This window comes from Roseomonas sp. FDAARGOS_362, assembly GCF_002754815.1.
Classification (GTDB): Bacteria; Pseudomonadota; Alphaproteobacteria; order Acetobacterales; family Acetobacteraceae; genus Roseomonas; species Roseomonas mucosa.
In genome coordinates this window covers 2224620-2241466 of the sequence record NZ_CP024588.1, presented here as the reverse complement: position 1 = coordinate 2241466, position 16847 = coordinate 2224620, and the positions used below count along the sequence as shown (strand labels likewise).

Below are 16847 nucleotides of genomic sequence, written 5' to 3'. Positions count from 1 at the left end.
GGAAAGCGGCCTTTCCGTGCCGGCCCGTGCAAGCCTTCCCCCGCGCGCCGCGGGCCGGTCAGTACGGCGCGCGAGAGAGGTCCGCGGAAGTCCTGTCTTCCGCGAACCGGTGTCAGACGGTGCGCCCGCCATCCACAGGCAATTCCACGCCCGTGATGAACTCGGCCTCGTCGGAAGCGAGGTAGAGCGCCGCGTTGGCGATGTCCTCCGCCCGCGACATGCGGCCGAGCGGGATGGTGGAGACGAATTTCGCGCGGTTCTCGGGCGTGTCGGGCACGCCCATGAACTCGGTGAGCAGTCCCGTCGCCCCCATCACCGGGCAGATCGCGTTCACGCGGATCTTCCACGGCGCGAAGTCGAGCGCCAGCGACTTCGACATCACGTTCACCGCGCCCTTGGTGGCGTTGTACCAGGACAGGCCCGGCCGTGGCCGCAGCCCGGCGGTGGAGCCGATGTTCAGGATCACGCCGCCGCCCGCGTCGCGCATCACCGGCACGACCTCGCGCGCGAAGAGGTAGATCGACTTCACGTTGACGCGGAAGACGCGGTCGAAGGTCTCCTCGTCCACATCCAGCACCGGCTGGTTGCGGTGCGTGGTCCCGGCATTGTTCACCAGGATGTCGATCCGCCCGCCGAAGGCCGCGCGCACCTGCTCCACCGCGCCGTGCACGGAGGGGCCGTCGCCCACATCCGCCGTGACGGCGATGGCGCCGCCGCCGATCTCGCGCGCCACGCGCTCCGCCGCATCGGCGCGCAGGTCCAGCACGGCGACCTTCGCGCCCTCCTGCGCGAAGCGCTTCGCGATCCCCTCGCCGAAGCCGCCGCCCGCGCCGGTGACCAGCGCGACCTTGTCCTTGAGCCTCATCCTATTCCCTCCCTGGAATCACGCGCCGTGCCGGATCGCGATGGTCTTCAGCGTGGCGAAGCCGTGGAGCGCGGCGAAACCCTTCTCGCGCCCGTGACCGGAGCGCTTCATGCCGCCGAAGGGCAGTTCCACGCCACCCGCCGCGCCATAGTTGTTGACGAAGACCTGCCCGGTGCGCACGCGACGCGCCAGCCGCATCGCGCGGCCGACATCGCGCGTCCAGATGCCGGACACCAGGCCGAACGCCGTGCCGTTGGCCACGCGCAGCGCATCCGCCTCGTCGCGGATGCGGATGGCGACGAGAACCGGGCCGAAGATCTCCTCCTGCGCCAGCACATGGTCCGGCGGCACGTCGCCGATCAGCACCGGCCGCACGTAGAAGCCGTCGCGCGGCAGGTTCGGGCCGAGCTCGCCCTGCGCCAGGATGGGCAGCCCGTCGCGCTCCGCGATGGCGAGGTAGCGCTCGATCCGCTCCTTCTGCGCCGCGTTCACCACCGGGCCGAGATCGAGGTCCTGCGACGCGGCGCCGACGCGCAACTCGCGGAAGCGCGCGGCGAGGTCGGCGGTGAAGCTGTCGTAGATGGAATCCTCGATCAGCACGCGCGATCCGGCGGAGCAGGTCTGGCCGGCATTCTGGATGATCGCCTTCACCACGGTCGGCGCCGCTTCCGCCAGGTCGGCATCGGCGAAGACGATCTGCGGCGACTTGCCGCCCAGCTCCAGCGTCACGGGGATGGTGTTCCGCGCCGCCGCCGCCTGGATCAGCGTGCCGACCTCGGGCGAGCCGGTGAAGCTGATATGGCTGATCCCCGGATGCGCGCTCAGCGCCGCGCCGACCTCCTCGCCCAGGCCGGTGACGACGTTGAACGATCCGGCCGGGAAGCCCGCCTCGTCCGCCAGCCGCGCCAGGGCCAGCGCAGTCAGCGAGGTGTCCTCCGCCGGCTTCAGCACCACCGCGTTGCCCATGGCCAGCGCGGCGCCGACCGAGCGGCCGGTGATCTGCAGCGGATAGTTCCACGGCACGATATGGGCGGTGACGCCATGCGGCTCCCACATCGTCAGGACGGTGTAGCCCTCCTGGAAAGGGATGGTCTCGCCATGCACCTTGTCGGCGGCGCCGCCATAGAACTCGAAGTAGCGCGCGCAGGCGGCCACGTCGGCCGCCGCCTGGGCCAGCGGCTTGCCGACATCCTCGCTTTCCATCCGGGTCAGCGCCTCGGCGTCGCGCCGCACCAGCCCGGCCAGGCGCAGCAGCAGCCGGCCGCGCGTGGCGGCGTCCAGCCGGCCCCAGTCGCCCTCCATCGCCGCCTGTCCGGCGGCCACGGCGGCGTCCACGTCCTGGGCGGTGCCGCGCGCGATCTGGGCCATCACCTGCCCGTCCGAGGGATTGGCCACCGGCAGGTACTTGTCCGGACCGGTCCAGCGGCCGCCGATGAAGTGCTTGTGGGTTTCCAAGGGCAAGTCCTTCCCATCCTCCGAGCAGGCGTCGCCGCGGCCGGGACGGAAAGGGTGCCGGTGGCGCCGCCGCCGGGGCGGGCCGCTTCGCCGGGTGTTTCCTCCGTTCCGGCCGCTCCCGCGACTCTTGGCCGCCAAGACTGGCACCGCCGCCGCCCGAGGTCCAACCCCGGCCGGACTTTCGCCGGCCCCGCAACGACCCGCCGGCCCCTTGTCGTTCCCTGGAGGCCGCTCCTGTGAACGAACCCCCGGGGGCCGCGTTGTCGCCTGGCCCGATCTGCGTCACAACCGGGGGCCGTCGCCCCGGCCCGTAGGCACCACATGGGAGGGATGACGGCGGCGGAAGGTGACGGCGGCATGCGCATCCTGGTGATCGAGGACGATACGGTCACGGCCGACTACATCGCCAAGGGCCTGGGCGAGGACGGGCATGTCGTGGATGTCGCGCGCAACGGCAGGGACGGGCTGTTCCTGGCGCTCAACGAGCCCTTCGACGTGATCGTCACCGACCGCATGCTGCCCGGGCCGGACGGGGTCGCCATCGTGCGGGCCCTGCGCGCCTCGAACATCGCCACGCCCGTCCTGATGCTCACGGCGCTGGGGGAGGTGGACCGCAAGGTGGAGGGGCTGGAGGCGGGCGCCGACGACTACCTCGCCAAGCCCTTCGCCTTCGCCGAGCTGCGCGCCCGGCTGCGCGCCCTGGCCCGCCGCCCCGCCGCCAGCACGGAATCCACCGAACTGTCCCTGGCCGATCTGCGCATGGACCTGCTGCGCCGCACCGTCACGCGCGGCGCCCGGCCCATCGAGCTGCTGCCGACCGAGTTCCGCCTGCTGGAGTACATGCTGCGCCATCCGGGCGAGGTGCTGACCCGCACCATGCTGCTGGAGAAGGTCTGGGACTTCTCCTTCGACCCCACCACCAACGTGGTGGACGTCCATGTCAGCCGCCTGCGGCGCAAGCTGGAGGCGGGCGGCGAGCCGCCGATGATCCGCACCGTGCGCGGCGCCGGCTATGCGCTGGAGGCACCGGAGCGGGCCGGCGCCGAGGGGTGAGCCCGGCCCGTGTGCCCGTCCGCGGCCGGCACGACGCCCCTCAGGGCATGGCGACGCCCAGCTTTTCCGCCCAGGGGCGCAGCGCGTCGAGGATGCCCGCCCGCAGCGCGAGCCCGTCGCGTTCCGCCGCCGCCCGCCGGCGCAGCCCCGCCTCGCCGGGCAGGCGCACCGGGCCGAAGCCCGGGCGCGGCGGGCTGGCGCGGCAGTTGCCGGTGATCGCGTCGGCCTGCCGGGTGAAGGCGTCCAGCCCGGCGAAGGCGCCGGGGTCGATCACCTGGAGGAAGACGGCGTTCGACATGCCCGGCGCCCCGTCGGCGCGGCCATGGCCGGACAGGCCCTGGCTCAGCGCCTCGGCGGTCAGGGCCCAGCCATAGCCTTTCTGTCCGTGGTCCTGGCCGCCTGCCGGCAGGACCGTGCCGCCGCGCTGGACCACGGTGGGGTCCTCCGTCACCTGCCCCTCCGCATCCATCAGCCAGGGACGTTCGTAGCGCCGTCCCTCGCGGATCAGGCGCAGCGCCATGTTGTTGGTGGTGATGGAGGCGCTGACATCGATCATCACCGGGTCGCCGCCGGTCGGGAAGCCGAAGGCGAAGGGGGCGGGGGAGAGCGTGCCCTTCACCCCGCCGAAGGGTGCCACCGAGGCCGCGCCGGGCGCCGAGGAATGGATCGAGAGCACCAGCCCCCGTTCCGCCACGCGCTGCAGATAGGCGGCGAGGCAGCCGGTGTGGTGGCAGTCGCCGATGGCGATGCTGGCGATGCCGAATTGCGCCACGCGTTCATAGGCGGCCTCCAGCGCCCGCAGCACCAGCCAGGCGCCCGGCAGCCGCCTGCCCCGCCAGGCCATCGCCGCGCCCCGGTCGGAAAGGATCTCCGGCTCGCCCCGCAGGGCCATGGTCCCGGCCTCGATCTCGCCCAGGTAGCGCGCCGCCAGTTCCAGCCCGTGCGTGTCGTGGCCGAGCATGTCGGCCTCGACCAGGATATCGGCGACGGCCCCGGCCTTGTCCGCCTCCATGCCCGCCGCGCCGAAGAGTTGGGCGGCGAAGGCGCGCAGCGCCTCGGGCCGGTGGCGCGGGGCGATGGATGCGGACGCGCTCACGCCTGCGCCCCGGTGGAGGTGGCCGGGGCGGGGAGGGGGGTGTCGGTCTTCATGCGCGGATGTTCCTTCCTGACCTGTTGTTCCGGGGTCCCGGGGACGGGGCCCCGAGGGCGGGGCTCTGCGGGACAGCCTGCCACGGTCCGCGCCGCTCCGGCACCGGGCCCGCCGCGGGGAGGGCCTTTGCGGTGAGCGGCGAAGGGGAGGGCGGACCGGGAGAGCGCCCCCCCGACCCGCCGCCATACGGACTCGCCTCGCGGGCCGGTTTCGCCCTACAGCCATCGCCGCCGGCTCCCGCGCGCCGGGAATCGCGGTGCCGGAATGGCGCCGCCCGCCGCATGATCCGCTTCCGGGCTCCGCGCGCCCGGCCCGGTGCCCCCCGGCACCGCGTTTCCTGGAGCCCGGTTCCCCAAGCCCCATGCGCCTGCGCCGCCATTTCCGCTGGACCCGCTCCTTCGCCCCGCGCGCCGCGCTGCTGATCGCCGCGGTGGTGATGCTCGCCTCCGGCCTGGGCGCCGGCTGGGGCTGGCTGCGTGCCCAGGCGGCGCTGAACCAGCAGCTCGACCTGATCCTGGCCGCCGAGGCCGAGGGGTTCCTGCGCGAATACGAGGCTGGCGGCCTGTCCGGCCTCGCCACCGTGGCGCAGTCCTATGTCCGCCGCAGCGGCCCGCTGCGTGTGCAACTGCAGACCGCCGATGGCCGCCCCCTGCTGGGCGACCTGCCCGGCGTGCCGCCCGGCCTGCGCGGCTTCGCCACGTTGCGGGGGCAGGACGGCACCCGGCTGCGGGCCCTGGGCACCGTGCTGCAGGGCGGCGTCGGGCTCGTCCTCGCCACCGACCTCGCCCCGGCCGAGCGCGCCGCCGCCGCCCTGGCCTGGACGCCCTGGATCTCGGGCGCGCTGGGGGCCGTGCTCGCCCTGGCCCTGGGCTTCCTGGCGGCGCGCAGCCTGGAGCGCCGCCTGGCCGGGGTCAGCACCGCCGCCCGCGCCGTGATGGCCGGCGATCTCGGCCGGCGCCTGCCCGCCTCGGGGCGCGGCGACGAGTTCGACCGCCTCGCCGCCACGATGAACGCCATGCTGGAGCGCATCGAGCGCCTGGTCGCCGAGGTGCGGCAGGTCACCGACGACGTGGCGCACGATCTCCGCTCGCCGCTTTTCCGCCTGCGGCAGCGGCTGGAAACGGCGCTGGCCGGCGCCCGCGAGCCGGAGGCCGATGCCGCCACGCTGGAGGCCGCGATCGGGGAACTCGACGGCATCCTCGCCACCTTCTCCGCCCTGCTGCGCATCGCCCGCACCGAGGCGGGGGCGGGGCGGGACGACATCGCCCCGCTCGACCTTTCCGCGCTCGTCGCCCAGGTGGCGGAGGTCTATGCCCCCGTGGCCGAGGAGGCCGGGCGCCGGCTGGAGGCCGGGATCGCCCCCGGCCAGCGCATCGCCGGCCATGCCACCCTGCTGCGCCAGGCCCTTGCCAACCTGCTCGACAACGCCCTGGCCCATGGCGCCGGCACGCTGCGCGTCACGCTGCGCCCCGGCCCGGTGCTGGAGGTCTCCGACGACGGTCCCGGCATCCCGGCGGAGGAGCGGGAGAAGGTGCTCCGCCGCTTCTACCGGCTGGACCGCAGCCGCAACACGCCGGGGACCGGCCTGGGCCTCGCCCTCGTGGCCGCGGTCGCGCGCCTGCATGACAGCCGCCTCGAACTCCATGACGGGCCGGGGGGGAGGGGGCTCACCGTCGCCCTGGACCTTTCCGCCGCCGCCCGCCGCGCCCGAGCCCGGTCCGGAACCCTGAAAACTCTTTCATGATCCTGTCGGAGCGTCTCCAGCGGCGCGGGTCCAGATGGCATCCATCGCGGTGGCATCACCACCGGCCGCAGTCCTGAGAGGAACCGCTCGGATGTCGAATCCCTTCCGCAACCGCCGTCGCAACGCCGCCTTCGCCGCCGTGCTGCTGGCCGGCACGGCCCTGGGTGGCGTCGCCACCGGCTGGGCGCCCGCCTTCGCCGAGGGTGCCGTCCAGGCTCCGCAGGGCGGCCAGATCCAGCCCGCCGCCGCCGTGGTGGCCCCGGCCATGCAGGGCCTTCCGGGCTTTGCCGATCTGGTCGCCAAAGTCCGCCCGGCGGTGGTGACCATCACCGCCATCGAGAAGCCGCAGCAGCAGGCCGAGGCCGGCTCGCCCTTCCCGCCGGGCTCGCCGCAGGACCGCATGTTCCGCCGCTATTTCGGTGCCCCCGAGGGCGGGCCGCGCGGCGGCGTGGCCGAGGCGCTGGGCTCCGGCTTCCTGGTCGATGCCGAGGGCCATGTCGTCACCAACAACCATGTCGTGAAGGACGCCGCCTCGGTGAAGGTGACGCTGGATGACGGGCGCGAGCTGCCGGCCCGGATCGTGGGCCGCGACGAGCGCACCGACCTGGCGCTGCTGAAGATCGATGCCGGCGGCAACCTGCCTTTCCTGAAGCTGGGCGATTCCGACAAGGCCCGCCCGGGCGACTGGGTGGTGGCGGTGGGCAATCCCTTCGGCCTCGGCGGCACCGTCACGGCGGGCGTGGTCTCGGCCCGCGGCCGCGACATCGGCGCCGGCCCCTATGACGACTTCCTGCAGGTCGATGCCCCGATCAACCGCGGCAATTCCGGTGGCCCGCTCTTCGCCCAGGACGGCACGGTGATCGGCGTCAACACCGCCATCTTCTCGCCCAGCGGCGGCTCGGTCGGCATCGGCTTCGCCATCCCCTCCAACATCGTCCAGACGGTGGTGGCGCAGCTGGAGAAGAACGGCCATGTCGAGCGCGGCTTCCTTGGCGCCAGCACCCAGCCGGTGACCGCCACCATGGCGAAGGCGCTGCAGTTGCCCGAGGCCCAGGGCGCGCTGGTGGCCCAGGTCGAGCCCGACAGCCCCGCCTCCCGCGCCGGGCTCAAGGCGGGCGACGTGATCACCGCCGTGGACGGCACCGCGATCCACAGCCCGCGCGAGCTGGCCCGGGTGATCGCCGACCACCACCCCGGCGCCGAGGCCACGCTGACCGCGCGCCGCGACGGGGAGGACCAGAAGCTCCCGGTGAAGCTCGCCTCGCTGCCCGCCCAGGACGGCGCCCAGGCCCAGGCCGGCCATGGCGAGGATGACGGCCAGCCGCGCTTCGGCATCGGCCTGGCCAGCATCCGCGAGGCCGAGCAGCAGGGCCTGGACCTGCCGCGCGGCACCAAGGGCGCCGTGGTTTCCGCCGTGGAGCCCGACGGCCCCGCCGCCCAGGCCGGGCTGCAGGCGGGCGACGTGATCACCAGCGTCGCCGGCAAGCCGGTGGCCAGCCCCGAGGACGCCGCGAAGGCGATCCGCGAGGCCGCCCGGAGCCATGGCGGCGCGGTGGCGCTGCGGGTGCTGCGCGACGGCCACGGGGCCTTCGTGGCGATGCAGGCGCCGCAGGCGGGCAAGTCCCACCAGGGCTGACCCCCCCTGGGGCCAGGGATGGAGAGGGCGAGGGCGGCTCCCGCAGGGGCCGCCCTTTCCTGCGTTCCGGCCCCGCATAATCGGCTTGCGGCGGCGCCGCACAATGCGCAGTTTGCTGGCCGGGTTCCGACGGATCGAAAACATGACGTTGCAGGCACGGATTGGCGAAGTCACCGAACGCATCGTGGAGCGCAGCCGCCCGGCACGCTCCCGCTACCTCGACCGCATCGAAGCCGCCGCGGCGAAGGCCCCGCGCAAGGCGCTCGGCTGCGCCAACCAGGCGCATGCCTTTGCCGCCTGCGGCGCGGCCGACAAGGAACGCATCTATGGCAGCGACGCGCCGAATCTCGGCATCGTCACCGCCTATAACGACATGCTTTCGGCGCACCAGCCCTATGAGCGCTTCCCCGGGCTGATCCGCGAGGCCGCGCGCGCGGCCGGCGCCACGGCGCAGGTAGCGGGCGGCGTGCCCGCCATGTGCGACGGCGTCACGCAGGGCGAGGCGGGAATGGAGCTCTCGCTCTTCTCGCGCGATGTCATCGCGCTCGCCACCGCCGTCGCGCTGTCGCACCAGACCTTTGATGCCGCCGTCTATCTCGGCATCTGCGACAAGATCGTGCCCGGCCTCGTCATCGGTGCGCTCTCCTTCGGCCACCTGCCCAGCGTCTTCATCCCCGCCGGGCCGATGACCTCCGGCCTGCCGAACGATGAGAAGACGCGCATCCGCCAGCTCTTCGCCGAGGGCAAGGTCGGGCGCGAGGCGCTGCTGGAGGCGGAGACGCGGTCATACCACGGCCCCGGCACCTGCACCTTCTACGGCACCGCCAACACCAACCAGATGCTCATGGAGATCATGGGCCTGCACCTGCCGGGCGCCAGCTTCGTCAACCCCGGCACCACGCTGCGCGACGCGCTGACGAAGGAGGCCGTGCGCCGCGCGCTGGCCATCACCGCCTCCGGCAACGAATTCATGCCGGTCGGCCGCATCCTGGACGAGCGCGCCTTCGTCAACGGCATGGTCGGGCTGCACGCGACGGGCGGTTCCACCAACCACACCATCCACCTCGTCGCCATGGCCGCCGCCGCCGGGATCACCCTGCGCTGGGACGATTTCAGCGATCTCGCGGAGGTGACGCCGCTGCTCTGCCGCGTCTATCCCAGCGGCAAGGCGGATGTGAACCAGTTCCACGCTGCCGGCGGCATGGGCTTCGTGATCCGCGAGCTGCTCGATGCCGGGCTGCTGCACGAGGATGTGAACACCGTCTGGGGCACCGGGCTGCGCGGCTATGTCGCCGACCCCGGCGTGGCGGAGGACGGCACGCTCACCTGGCGCGAGGTACCGGCGGAAAGCGCCGATCCGAAGATCATCAGCAAGGCCAGCGCGCCCTTCCAGCCGACCGGCGGGCTGCGCGTGCTGGAAGGCGATCTCGGCCGCGCGGTGATCAAGACCTCCGCCGTGGCCGAGGAGCGCCATGTCATCGAGGCCCCCGCCCGCGTCTTCCACGACCAGTCCGAGTTGCAGGCGGCCTTCAAGAAGGGGGAGCTGAACGGCGATGTCGTGGCCGTGGTGCGCTTCCAGGGGCCCAAGGCCAACGGGATGCCGGAGCTGCACAAGCTGATGCCGCCGCTGGGCGTGCTGCAGGACCGGGGGCATCGCGTCGCCCTGGTCACCGACGGGCGGCTTTCCGGCGCTTCCGGCAAGGTGCCCGCCGCGATCCATGTCACGCCCGAGGCCGCCGAGGGCGGCGACATCGCCAGGATCCGCGACGGCGACATCGTCCGCGTCGATGCCGTGGCCGGGCGCCTGGAGGTGAAGGTGCCGCCCGCGGAATGGGCCGCCCGCCGCCCTGCCGAGGCCGATCTGGCGCATTACCACAGCGGCGTCGGGCGCGAGCTCTTCACCGCCTTCCGCGCCAGCGTCGGCTCCGCCGAGAACGGCGCCAGCGTCTTCTGACCGTCACCGCCAGGAAAGAGACCCGAGAGACCGTGATGGCCAAGATCGTTCCCGTTCCGCAGTTCGACTATGTCGTCTTCGGCGCCACCGGCGACCTGACGATGCGCAAGCTGCTGCCCTCGCTCTATCACCGCTTCCGCGACCGGCAGTTCGACGACCGCTGCCGCATCGTCGCCGCCGCGCGCACCGAGATTTCCGACGACGGCTACCGCGCCCGCGCCGAGGAAGGCCTGCGGCAGTTCGTGAAGGCGGATTTCGACGCCGCCACGGTGCAGGACTTCCTGCGGCTGGTCGTCTACAACCGTGTGGACGGCGCCGGGGAGGAGGGCTGGCCCGAGCTGATGGAGCGGCTGAACGAACGCCCCGATGTCGTGCGTCCCTACTACCTCGCCACCTCGCCCGACCTCTATGGCCCGATCTGCCGCAACATCGAAGCCCATGGCGGCCTGACGCCGAAGTCGCGCGTGGTGCTGGAGAAGCCGATCGGGCGCGATCTCGCCTCGGCCCGGGCGATCAACGACGCGGTCGGCGCCGTGGTGCCGGAGGCGCAGCTTTTCCGCATCGACCATTATCTCGGCAAGGAGACGGTGCAGAACCTGATGGCGCTGCGCTTCGCCAACACCATCTTCGAGCGCCTGTGGAACGCGGACATGATCGACCATGTCCAGATCACCGTGGCCGAGACGGTGGGCGTGGAAGGGCGCGGCGGCTACTACGACAGGTCCGGCGCCATGCGGGACATGCTGCAGAACCATATCCTGCAGCTTCTCTGCCTGCTCGCCATGGAAAGCCCGGTCTCGCTCGACGCCGATGCGGTGCGCGACGAGAAGCTGAAGGTGCTGCGCGCCCTGCGCCCGCTCGTGCCCGCGGAATTCGCCGGCACCATCGTGCGCGGCCAGTACACGGCCGGCGCGGTGAACGGACAGCCGGTCGCGGGCTACCTCGCCGATCTGGGCGACGGCGCCAGCACCACCGAGACCTTCATCGCCATGAAGGCCTATGTGAACACTTGGCGCTGGGCCAATGTCCCCTTCTATCTCCGCACCGGCAAACGCCTGCCGCAGAAGGTCTCGGAGATCGTCATCCAGTTCCGCTCGCCGCCCTTCACCATCTTTCCCGGCGAGGCCGGCAACCTGGAGCCCAACCGCCTGCTGATCCGCCTGCAGCCGGAGGAAGGCATGCGGCTGGAGATGATGACCAAGGAGCCCGGCCCCGGCGGCCTGCATCTGCGCCCCACCGGCCTCGACATCTCCTTCGAGAAGGCCTTCAACAGCCGCTACCCGGATGCCTATGAGCGGTTGCTGATGGATGTGGTGCGCGGCAACGCCACGCTCTTCATGCGCCGCGACGAGGTCGAGGCCGCCTGGAACTGGGTCGAGCCCCTGCTGGAAAGCTGGGAGGACAAGCCCGAGACCCCGCGCCCCTACGCCGCCGGAAGCTGGGGACCCACCGCCGCCATCGCCCTGATCGAGCGCGACGGCCGCACCTGGTACGAGTGAGACGGGCGGGGCCGGGGGGGGCTGCCTTACCCCGGCTCCTGCCGCCGGTCGAAGAACAGGCGGACCGCATCCGCCGTCCGCTGGTAGTGTTCCCGCAGGGCCTGCACCGCTTCCTCCGGCCGCCGTGCGAGCGTGGCGTCGAGGATGTCCCGGTGCTCGCGCACGACATCGCGCTTCACGCCCGGGATGCTGACCGACATGCGGCGGTAGCGTTCCGCCCGCGCCAGCAGCGCCCCGCACAGGCCGGTCAGGATCGGTGAGCCGCAGGCCGAGAGAAGGCTGGTGTGGAAGACCGTGTGCTTCTGCTCCCAGTCGTCCCGCATTGCCGAGGGGATGTCGTCGCGCTCGCGCGGCAGGCGCGCCATCAGGTGATGGGCCGCCAGCACGCGGCTTTCCCATTCCGCGTCCCCGTGCAGGATCGACAGCCGCAGGGCCTCGCCCTCCAGCAGCTGCCGGTTGTGCACGATGTCCATCATCTCGGCGGCGGAAACCGGCGCCACCCAGAAGCCCCGGTGGTTGTCGGCCAGGGTGAAGCCTTCCGCCGTCAGCCGGACCAGCGCCTCCCGCACCGGGGACACGCTGGTGCCGCAGAGCGCCTGGAGGTCGGCGAAGCGCAGACGCTGGCCCGGCGGCAGCGATCCCCGGCGGATCGCGTCCAGGATGGTGGCATAGGCATCGCCCGCCAGCGTGCGCGTTTCGGCCCGTTCCTTCACCTGCTGCACTTCGGTCGCGCTCCGTATTTTCGAAAATCGACGTCGAATTCGAATGATATTGACATTTCGTAAGTTCAGCGGGAAGCCTGCACCAAGGTTCCAGACTCGTGAAAAGAGCGGCCGACGGTCCTGGCCAGGGGCCGCTTGTTCAGGGAGACAGCGTCTTGAAGCTCGTTCGTTTCGGTTCACCCGGCGCCGAGAAGCCCGGCCTCGTCGATGCCGATGGCCGCATCCGTGACCTTTCCGCCGTGGTGCCCGACATTGGCGGCCCGGTGCTGTCCCGCGATGGCCTCGCCCGCCTGCGCGACCTCAGCCCCGCCGACCTGCCCCTGGCCCCCGAAGGCGTCCGTCTTGGCGCCTGCGTCGCCGGCACGGGCAATTTCATCGCCGTCGGGCTGAACTATGCCGACCATGCGGCCGAGAGCGGCATGGCGGTGCCCAGCGAGCCGGTTCTCTTCAACAAGGCTCCCTCCTGCATCGTCGGGCCGGACGACACCGTGCTGCTGCCGCCCGGCTCCACGAAGTCCGACTGGGAGGTGGAGCTCGCCGTGGTGATCGGCGAGCGCGCCTCCTATGTCTCCGAGGCCGAGGCGCTGGACCATGTCGCCGGCTACTGCGTCTGCAACGACGTGTCCGAGCGGGAATACCAGCTTGAGCGCGGCGGGCAGTGGACCAAGGGCAAGGGCTGCCCGACCTTCGGCCCGCTCGGCCCCTGGCTGGTGACGAAGGACGAGATCGGCGATGTCCAGGACCTGCGCATGACCCTCGCCGTGAATGGCGAGACGGTGCAGGACGGCTCCACCCGCACCATGGTCTTCCAGGTGCCCTTCCTCGTCTCCTACATCTCGCGCTTCATGGCGCTGATGCCGGGCGACGTCATCACCACCGGCACCCCGCCGGGCGTCGGCATGGGCATGAAGCCCCCCCGCTACCTGCGCGGCGGCGACAGGATGCGCGTGGAGATCCAGGGCCTGGGCGCGCAGCAGCAGCGCGTCTCGGCCGGCTGAGCCACCCGGCTCCGGCCAACCAGCAGACCCGGCCACCGACCCGGAGAAGGGCGGGGCCGGAGGGCAGGAGCGGCGCCCGCGGACCGGGCGCCCCCGCCCCGTAACCAGGAAGCGTGAGGCTACGTCCATGAGAATCAAGGATACGATCGACAGGATCCCCGGCGGGCTGATGCTGATGCCGCTCCTGCTCGGCGCGCTGTGCAAGACCTTCGCCCCCGGGGCGCCGCTCTACTTCAAGGGCTTCACCCAGGGCATCATGACGGGCGTGATCCCGATCCTGGCCGTGTGGTTCTTCTGCATGGGCGCCTCGATCAAGCTTTCCGCCACCGGCACGGTGCTGCGGAAATCCGGCACCCTGGTCCTCACCAAGCTTGTCGCCGCCTGGATCATCACCCTCGTCGCCTCGATGTTCATTCCGGCCGAGGGCATCCAGACAGGCTTCTTCGCGGGCCTCTCCATCCTGGCCATCGTCTGCGCCATGGATATGACGAATGGCGGCCTCTATGCCTCGCTGATGCAGAGCTATGGCACGAAGGAGGAAGCGGGCGCCTTCGTCCTCACCTCCATCGAATCCGGCCCGCTGATGAGCATGATCATCCTCGGCGCCTCCGGGGCCGCGCATTTCGAGCCGCAGATCTTCGTCGGCGCCGTGCTGCCCTTCCTGGTCGGCTTCGCCCTCGGCAACCTCGATCCCAAGCTGCGCGCCTTCTTCGCGCCCGGCGGCCAGCTGATGATCCCCTTCTTCGCCTTCTCGCTCGGCAACACGATCGACCTGAACACGCTGCTCTCGCCGCTGGCCGGCCTTGGCGTGGTGCTCGCCCTGGCGGTCATCGTGCTGACCGGCATTCCGCTGATCCTGGCCGACCGGATCATCGGTGGCGGCACCGGCACGGCCGGCATCGCCGCTTCCTCCACCGCCGGTGCCGCCGCGGCCAATCCGCTGGCCATCGCCGCCGTCGCCCCGCAGTTCATGCCGGTGGCCCAGACCGCCACGGTGCTGGTGGCGATCTGCATCATCGTTACCTCCCTCCTGGTGCCGATCCTCACCGGCCTCTGGTACCGGCAGTTCGGCCAGGGCATGGCGGAGAAGGGACGGGCGGACGACCCGATGCCCGCCCTGCACATGCATCCGGCGGACTGAGCGCGGCCGCCCCTTCACGACGGCATGGCCCGCGGGGCGCATCCCGCGTGCCATGCCGTGACATGCGGGAGCCGGCTCCACGCCCCGACGGAATGGGCCAGGCTCCACAGGTATTCGAGCGGGAGAAGACACATGACTCTCAGTCTGGACGGCAAGACCGCCGTGATCACCGGCGCGGCGCAGGGCATCGGCCGCGCCACGGCGGAGCTTTTCGCCCGTGCCGGCGCGAAGGTCGTCGCCACCGATGTCAACGCGGCGAAGCTGGAGGAGCTGGAAGGCCCGGGCATCGAGCGCCGCGTGCTGAATGTGCTCGACGATGCCGCCGTGCGGGACGCCATGGCCGCGATCGGCCGCGTGGACGTGCTGTTCAACTGCGCGGGCGTCGTCCATGGCGGCACGATCCTGGAGATGCCGGACGCGGATCTGGACTTCGCCCTGGACCTGAACGTGAAGGCCCTGGTCCGCACCAGCCGCGCCGTCCTGCCCGGCATGCTGGAACGTGGCGACGGCTGCATCATCAACATGTCCTCGGTGGCCTCCAGCGTGAAGGGCGTGCCCAACCGCTTCGCCTACCAGACCAGCAAGGCCGCCGTGGTCGGCCTCACCAAGTCCATCGCCGCCGACTATGTGACGCGCGGCATCCGCTGCAACGCCATCTGCCCCGGCACGGTGGAAAGCCCCTCGCTGCAGCAGCGCCTGGCCGCCGGCGGCGACTACGAGGGCGCTCGCGCCGCCTTCATCGCCCGTCAGCCGATCGGCCGCATCGGCCAGCCGGAGGAAATCGCCGATCTCGCCCTCTATCTGGCCACCGCCACCTATACCACCGGGCAGATCCACGTCATCGACGGTGGCTGGACGATGTAGCTTCGGCGGCGCGTCGCTTCGGGCGCTGCGCCGTCCCGGGGGACAAGGCTCCGCCTTTTCCCCCGCGCCCCCTGATCCGCCAGGACGCTGCGCGCCCTGGCCCCCGTTCGTTGGCGCCTGCTGCGGCCGGATCGCGCCGGAGAGCCACGCTCTTTGGCGGCTGCGGGCGCCAGCAGCGTGGACAGGGTGTTGTTCTTTTTCGGGAACGCGCCGATCCAGCTGCTCTGCCGGATCGGGCTGCAGGCTGGGCTTGCCATCGGTGCCAGCGAAAGGCGGAGCTTCCCTCGGGGATGGGACACAGCTGCCCAGGGCAGGGGACCGGGCAGATCCCTTTCAGCCCAGCAGGCGGCCGATCACCCCGGCGGTGTAGTCCACCACCGGGATGATCCGGCGGTAGTTGATCCGCGTCGGCCCGACCACGCCGACCGCGCCGACGATGCGTTCCTGGGAGTTGCGGAAGGGGGCCACGATCATCGAGACGCCGGAAGCATCGAACAGCCCGCTTTCCGCACCGATGAAGATCTGCACGCCCTCGCCGCGCTGTACCAGCTCCAGCAGGCGCAGCATGGTTTCCTGCGCCTCCAGCTGGTCGAACAGCGCCTGGATTTCCCCGATCTTCTGCGTCTGGTCCAGGTTCTCCAGCAGCCGCGACTGCCCGCGCAGGATCAGCGACCCGCCGCCGCCGCCGGACCAGATGCCGAGGCCGGATTCCACCACCTGCGCCGTCAGCTCGTCGAGTGCGCTGCGGTTCGCCGTGATCTCGCGGTTCACCTCCTCGCGCGTCTCGTCCAGCGTGCGGCCGTTCAGCCGGTGGTTCAGGTAGTTGGTGGCCTGGGTGAGCGAGCCGGTCGGCAATCCGGCCGGCACCTCGATCACCCGGTTCTCCACCTGCCCGTTCTCGCTCACCAGGATCACCAGCGCCCGGCCGGGACCCAGGGCCACGAACTCGATATGCCGCACCGGGCTGTTGGTCTTGGGCGCCACGACCAGGCCCGCCGCCCCGGCCAGGCCGGACAGCATCCGCCCCGCCTCGCCCAGCGTGTCGTGCAGCGAGCGTCCGGAGGCCGCGCAGCGGGCGGTGATGGCCTCCCGCTCCTGCTCGGTCAGCTGGCCGAATTCCAGCAGCCCGTCCACGAAGAGGCGGAGGCCCCGCTCGGTGGGCAGCCGCCCGGCGCTGGTATGCGGGGCGAAGAGCAGGCCGGCTTCCTCCAGATCCGCCATCACGTTGCGGATGGTGGCGGGGGAGAGGGCATGCGGCAGGCGGCGCGACAGGGTGCGCGAGCCCACCGGCTCCCCGGTTTCCACGTAGAGCTCCACGATCTGGCGCAGGACCGCCGCGCCGCGCCCGTCCAACGCCTTTTCCAGGTTGCTCGAGATCATGCCTCCCGGGTTCCGGTGCGCTCGGCCCTCAGGGGACATGTCCCAGCAGGCAGCAAGAAATGTTCCAGCACGGTAGGAAGGTAGGTAGGCTCCCCCACCGGGTCAATCGCCGCCCATGGCGGGGCGGGCGGAGATGGGGCCGGCGCGCGATGTTTGCCACGGCCCATGGCGGGTCTGGCGGGAACCTGCGGCTCGCCGTCTCTCAAGGCGGGCGGCTGGCGGGTTGCCGCCTGGGCTCGCTGGAAGTTGAACCGGTATCGAAACGTAGACTGCTCCTCCTGCTGCACCGGCAAGTCATTGTTCCTGCTGCAAGGCAAGGTTTGCCCAGCACGGTCCCACCCATGCCGCGCCCGGGCCCCCGCCGGGGGCCGCACACCGGGAATTGG

The 16847-nt window shown here is 71.7% G+C and carries 13 protein-coding genes; 8 read left to right on the top strand and 5 right to left on the bottom strand.

The window, feature by feature from the left end:
* Nucleotides 1-112: 112 nt before the first annotated feature.
* Both CTJ15_RS15045 and CTJ15_RS15040 read right to left on the bottom strand, forming a co-directional pair.
* Nucleotides 113-865, bottom strand: a complete 753-nt coding sequence (locus CTJ15_RS15045) for a glucose 1-dehydrogenase (protein WP_099781663.1) — start codon at nucleotides 863-865, stop codon at nucleotides 113-115.
* Between the two features lie 18 nt (nucleotides 866-883).
* Nucleotides 884-2320 carry an aldehyde dehydrogenase family protein gene (locus CTJ15_RS15040; protein ID WP_075823314.1) on the bottom strand — a complete coding sequence of 479 codons (1437 nt, stop codon included), beginning with the start codon at nucleotides 2318-2320 and terminating at the stop codon, nucleotides 884-886.
* A gap of 357 nt (nucleotides 2321-2677) precedes the next feature.
* On the opposite strand from CTJ15_RS15040, the gene CTJ15_RS15035 reads away from it, so the two are divergent.
* A complete protein-coding gene (locus CTJ15_RS15035) occupies nucleotides 2678-3373 on the top strand; it encodes a response regulator transcription factor (protein ID WP_026033129.1) in 696 nt (231 codons plus the stop codon).
* 40 nt (nucleotides 3374-3413) lie between these two features.
* Here CTJ15_RS15035 and CTJ15_RS15030 read toward each other — a convergent pair whose 3' ends face one another.
* The gene (locus CTJ15_RS15030; RefSeq protein ID WP_058390242.1) at nucleotides 3414-4469 is read right to left on the bottom strand and encodes an Ldh family oxidoreductase; all 1056 of its coding nucleotides are present in this window, start codon (nucleotides 4467-4469) and stop codon (nucleotides 3414-3416) included.
* Nucleotides 4470-4884: 415 nt separating this feature from the next.
* Between CTJ15_RS15030 and CTJ15_RS15025 the strand changes: the two genes are divergently transcribed.
* The 4 genes from CTJ15_RS15025 (at nucleotide 4885) to zwf (ending at nucleotide 11356) form a co-directional block, all read left to right on the top strand.
* On the top strand, nucleotides 4885-6267 hold the full coding sequence (locus CTJ15_RS15025; protein WP_099781662.1) for a HAMP domain-containing sensor histidine kinase: 1383 nt from the start codon (nucleotides 4885-4887) through the stop codon (nucleotides 6265-6267).
* A gap of 91 nt (nucleotides 6268-6358) precedes the next feature.
* A complete protein-coding gene (locus CTJ15_RS15020) occupies nucleotides 6359-7903 on the top strand; it encodes a DegQ family serine endoprotease (protein ID WP_099781661.1) in 1545 nt (514 codons plus the stop codon).
* 142 nt (nucleotides 7904-8045) lie between these two features.
* Nucleotides 8046-9857 carry a phosphogluconate dehydratase gene (gene edd, locus CTJ15_RS15015; protein ID WP_019460819.1) on the top strand — a complete coding sequence of 604 codons (1812 nt, stop codon included), beginning with the start codon at nucleotides 8046-8048 and terminating at the stop codon, nucleotides 9855-9857.
* Between the two features lie 35 nt (nucleotides 9858-9892).
* The gene (gene zwf, locus CTJ15_RS15010; RefSeq protein WP_075821681.1) at nucleotides 9893-11356 is read left to right on the top strand and encodes a glucose-6-phosphate dehydrogenase; all 1464 of its coding nucleotides are present in this window, start codon (nucleotides 9893-9895) and stop codon (nucleotides 11354-11356) included.
* A gap of 26 nt (nucleotides 11357-11382) precedes the next feature.
* On the opposite strand, the gene CTJ15_RS23985 is transcribed toward zwf, so the two are convergent.
* Nucleotides 11383-12078: a GntR family transcriptional regulator gene (locus CTJ15_RS23985; RefSeq protein ID WP_171979033.1), complete on the bottom strand. Its 696-nt coding sequence runs from the start codon at nucleotides 12076-12078 to the stop codon at nucleotides 11383-11385.
* Nucleotides 12079-12233: 155 nt separating this feature from the next.
* Between CTJ15_RS23985 and CTJ15_RS14995 the strand changes: the two genes are divergently transcribed.
* From CTJ15_RS14995 to CTJ15_RS14985, 3 genes are all read left to right on the top strand, one after another.
* Entirely contained in the window at nucleotides 12234-13076 is an 843-nt protein-coding gene (locus CTJ15_RS14995) for a fumarylacetoacetate hydrolase family protein (RefSeq protein WP_019460822.1), read from the top strand.
* 127 nt (nucleotides 13077-13203) lie between these two features.
* Complete coding sequence (gene kdgT / locus CTJ15_RS14990) at nucleotides 13204-14217, top strand: 2-keto-3-deoxygluconate transporter (RefSeq protein ID WP_019460823.1); 1014 nt, start codon at nucleotides 13204-13206, stop codon at nucleotides 14215-14217.
* A gap of 132 nt (nucleotides 14218-14349) precedes the next feature.
* Nucleotides 14350-15081, top strand: coding sequence for an SDR family oxidoreductase (locus tag CTJ15_RS14985; protein ID WP_019460824.1), 732 nt, complete (start codon nucleotides 14350-14352; stop codon nucleotides 15079-15081).
* A 333-nt stretch (nucleotides 15082-15414) separates the two neighbouring features.
* On the opposite strand, the gene hrcA is transcribed toward CTJ15_RS14985, so the two are convergent.
* Nucleotides 15415-16461: a heat-inducible transcriptional repressor HrcA gene (gene hrcA, locus CTJ15_RS14980; RefSeq protein ID WP_019460825.1), complete on the bottom strand. Its 1047-nt coding sequence runs from the start codon at nucleotides 16459-16461 to the stop codon at nucleotides 15415-15417.
* Nucleotides 16462-16847: the final 386 nt, after the last annotated feature.

Bases quoted from the DNA above. Each gene is read 5' to 3' on its own strand.
- CTJ15_RS15045 (WP_099781663.1), bottom strand. From the start codon at position 865: ATGAGGCTCAAGGACAAGGTCGCGCTGGTCACCGGCGCGGGCGGCGGC.
- CTJ15_RS15035 (WP_026033129.1), top strand. From the start codon at position 2,678: ATGCGCATCCTGGTGATCGAGGACGATACGGTCACGGCCGACTACATC.
- CTJ15_RS15025 (WP_099781662.1), top strand. From the start codon at position 4,885: ATGCGCCTGCGCCGCCATTTCCGCTGGACCCGCTCCTTCGCCCCGCGC.
- CTJ15_RS15020 (WP_099781661.1), top strand. From the start codon at position 6,359: ATGTCGAATCCCTTCCGCAACCGCCGTCGCAACGCCGCCTTCGCCGCC.
- edd (WP_019460819.1), top strand. From the start codon at position 8,046: ATGACGTTGCAGGCACGGATTGGCGAAGTCACCGAACGCATCGTGGAG.
- zwf (WP_075821681.1), top strand. From the start codon at position 9,893: ATGGCCAAGATCGTTCCCGTTCCGCAGTTCGACTATGTCGTCTTCGGC.
- kdgT (WP_019460823.1), top strand. From the start codon at position 13,204: ATGAGAATCAAGGATACGATCGACAGGATCCCCGGCGGGCTGATGCTG.
- CTJ15_RS14985 (WP_019460824.1), top strand. From the start codon at position 14,350: ATGACTCTCAGTCTGGACGGCAAGACCGCCGTGATCACCGGCGCGGCG.
- hrcA (WP_019460825.1), bottom strand. From the start codon at position 16,461: ATGATCTCGAGCAACCTGGAAAAGGCGTTGGACGGGCGCGGCGCGGCG.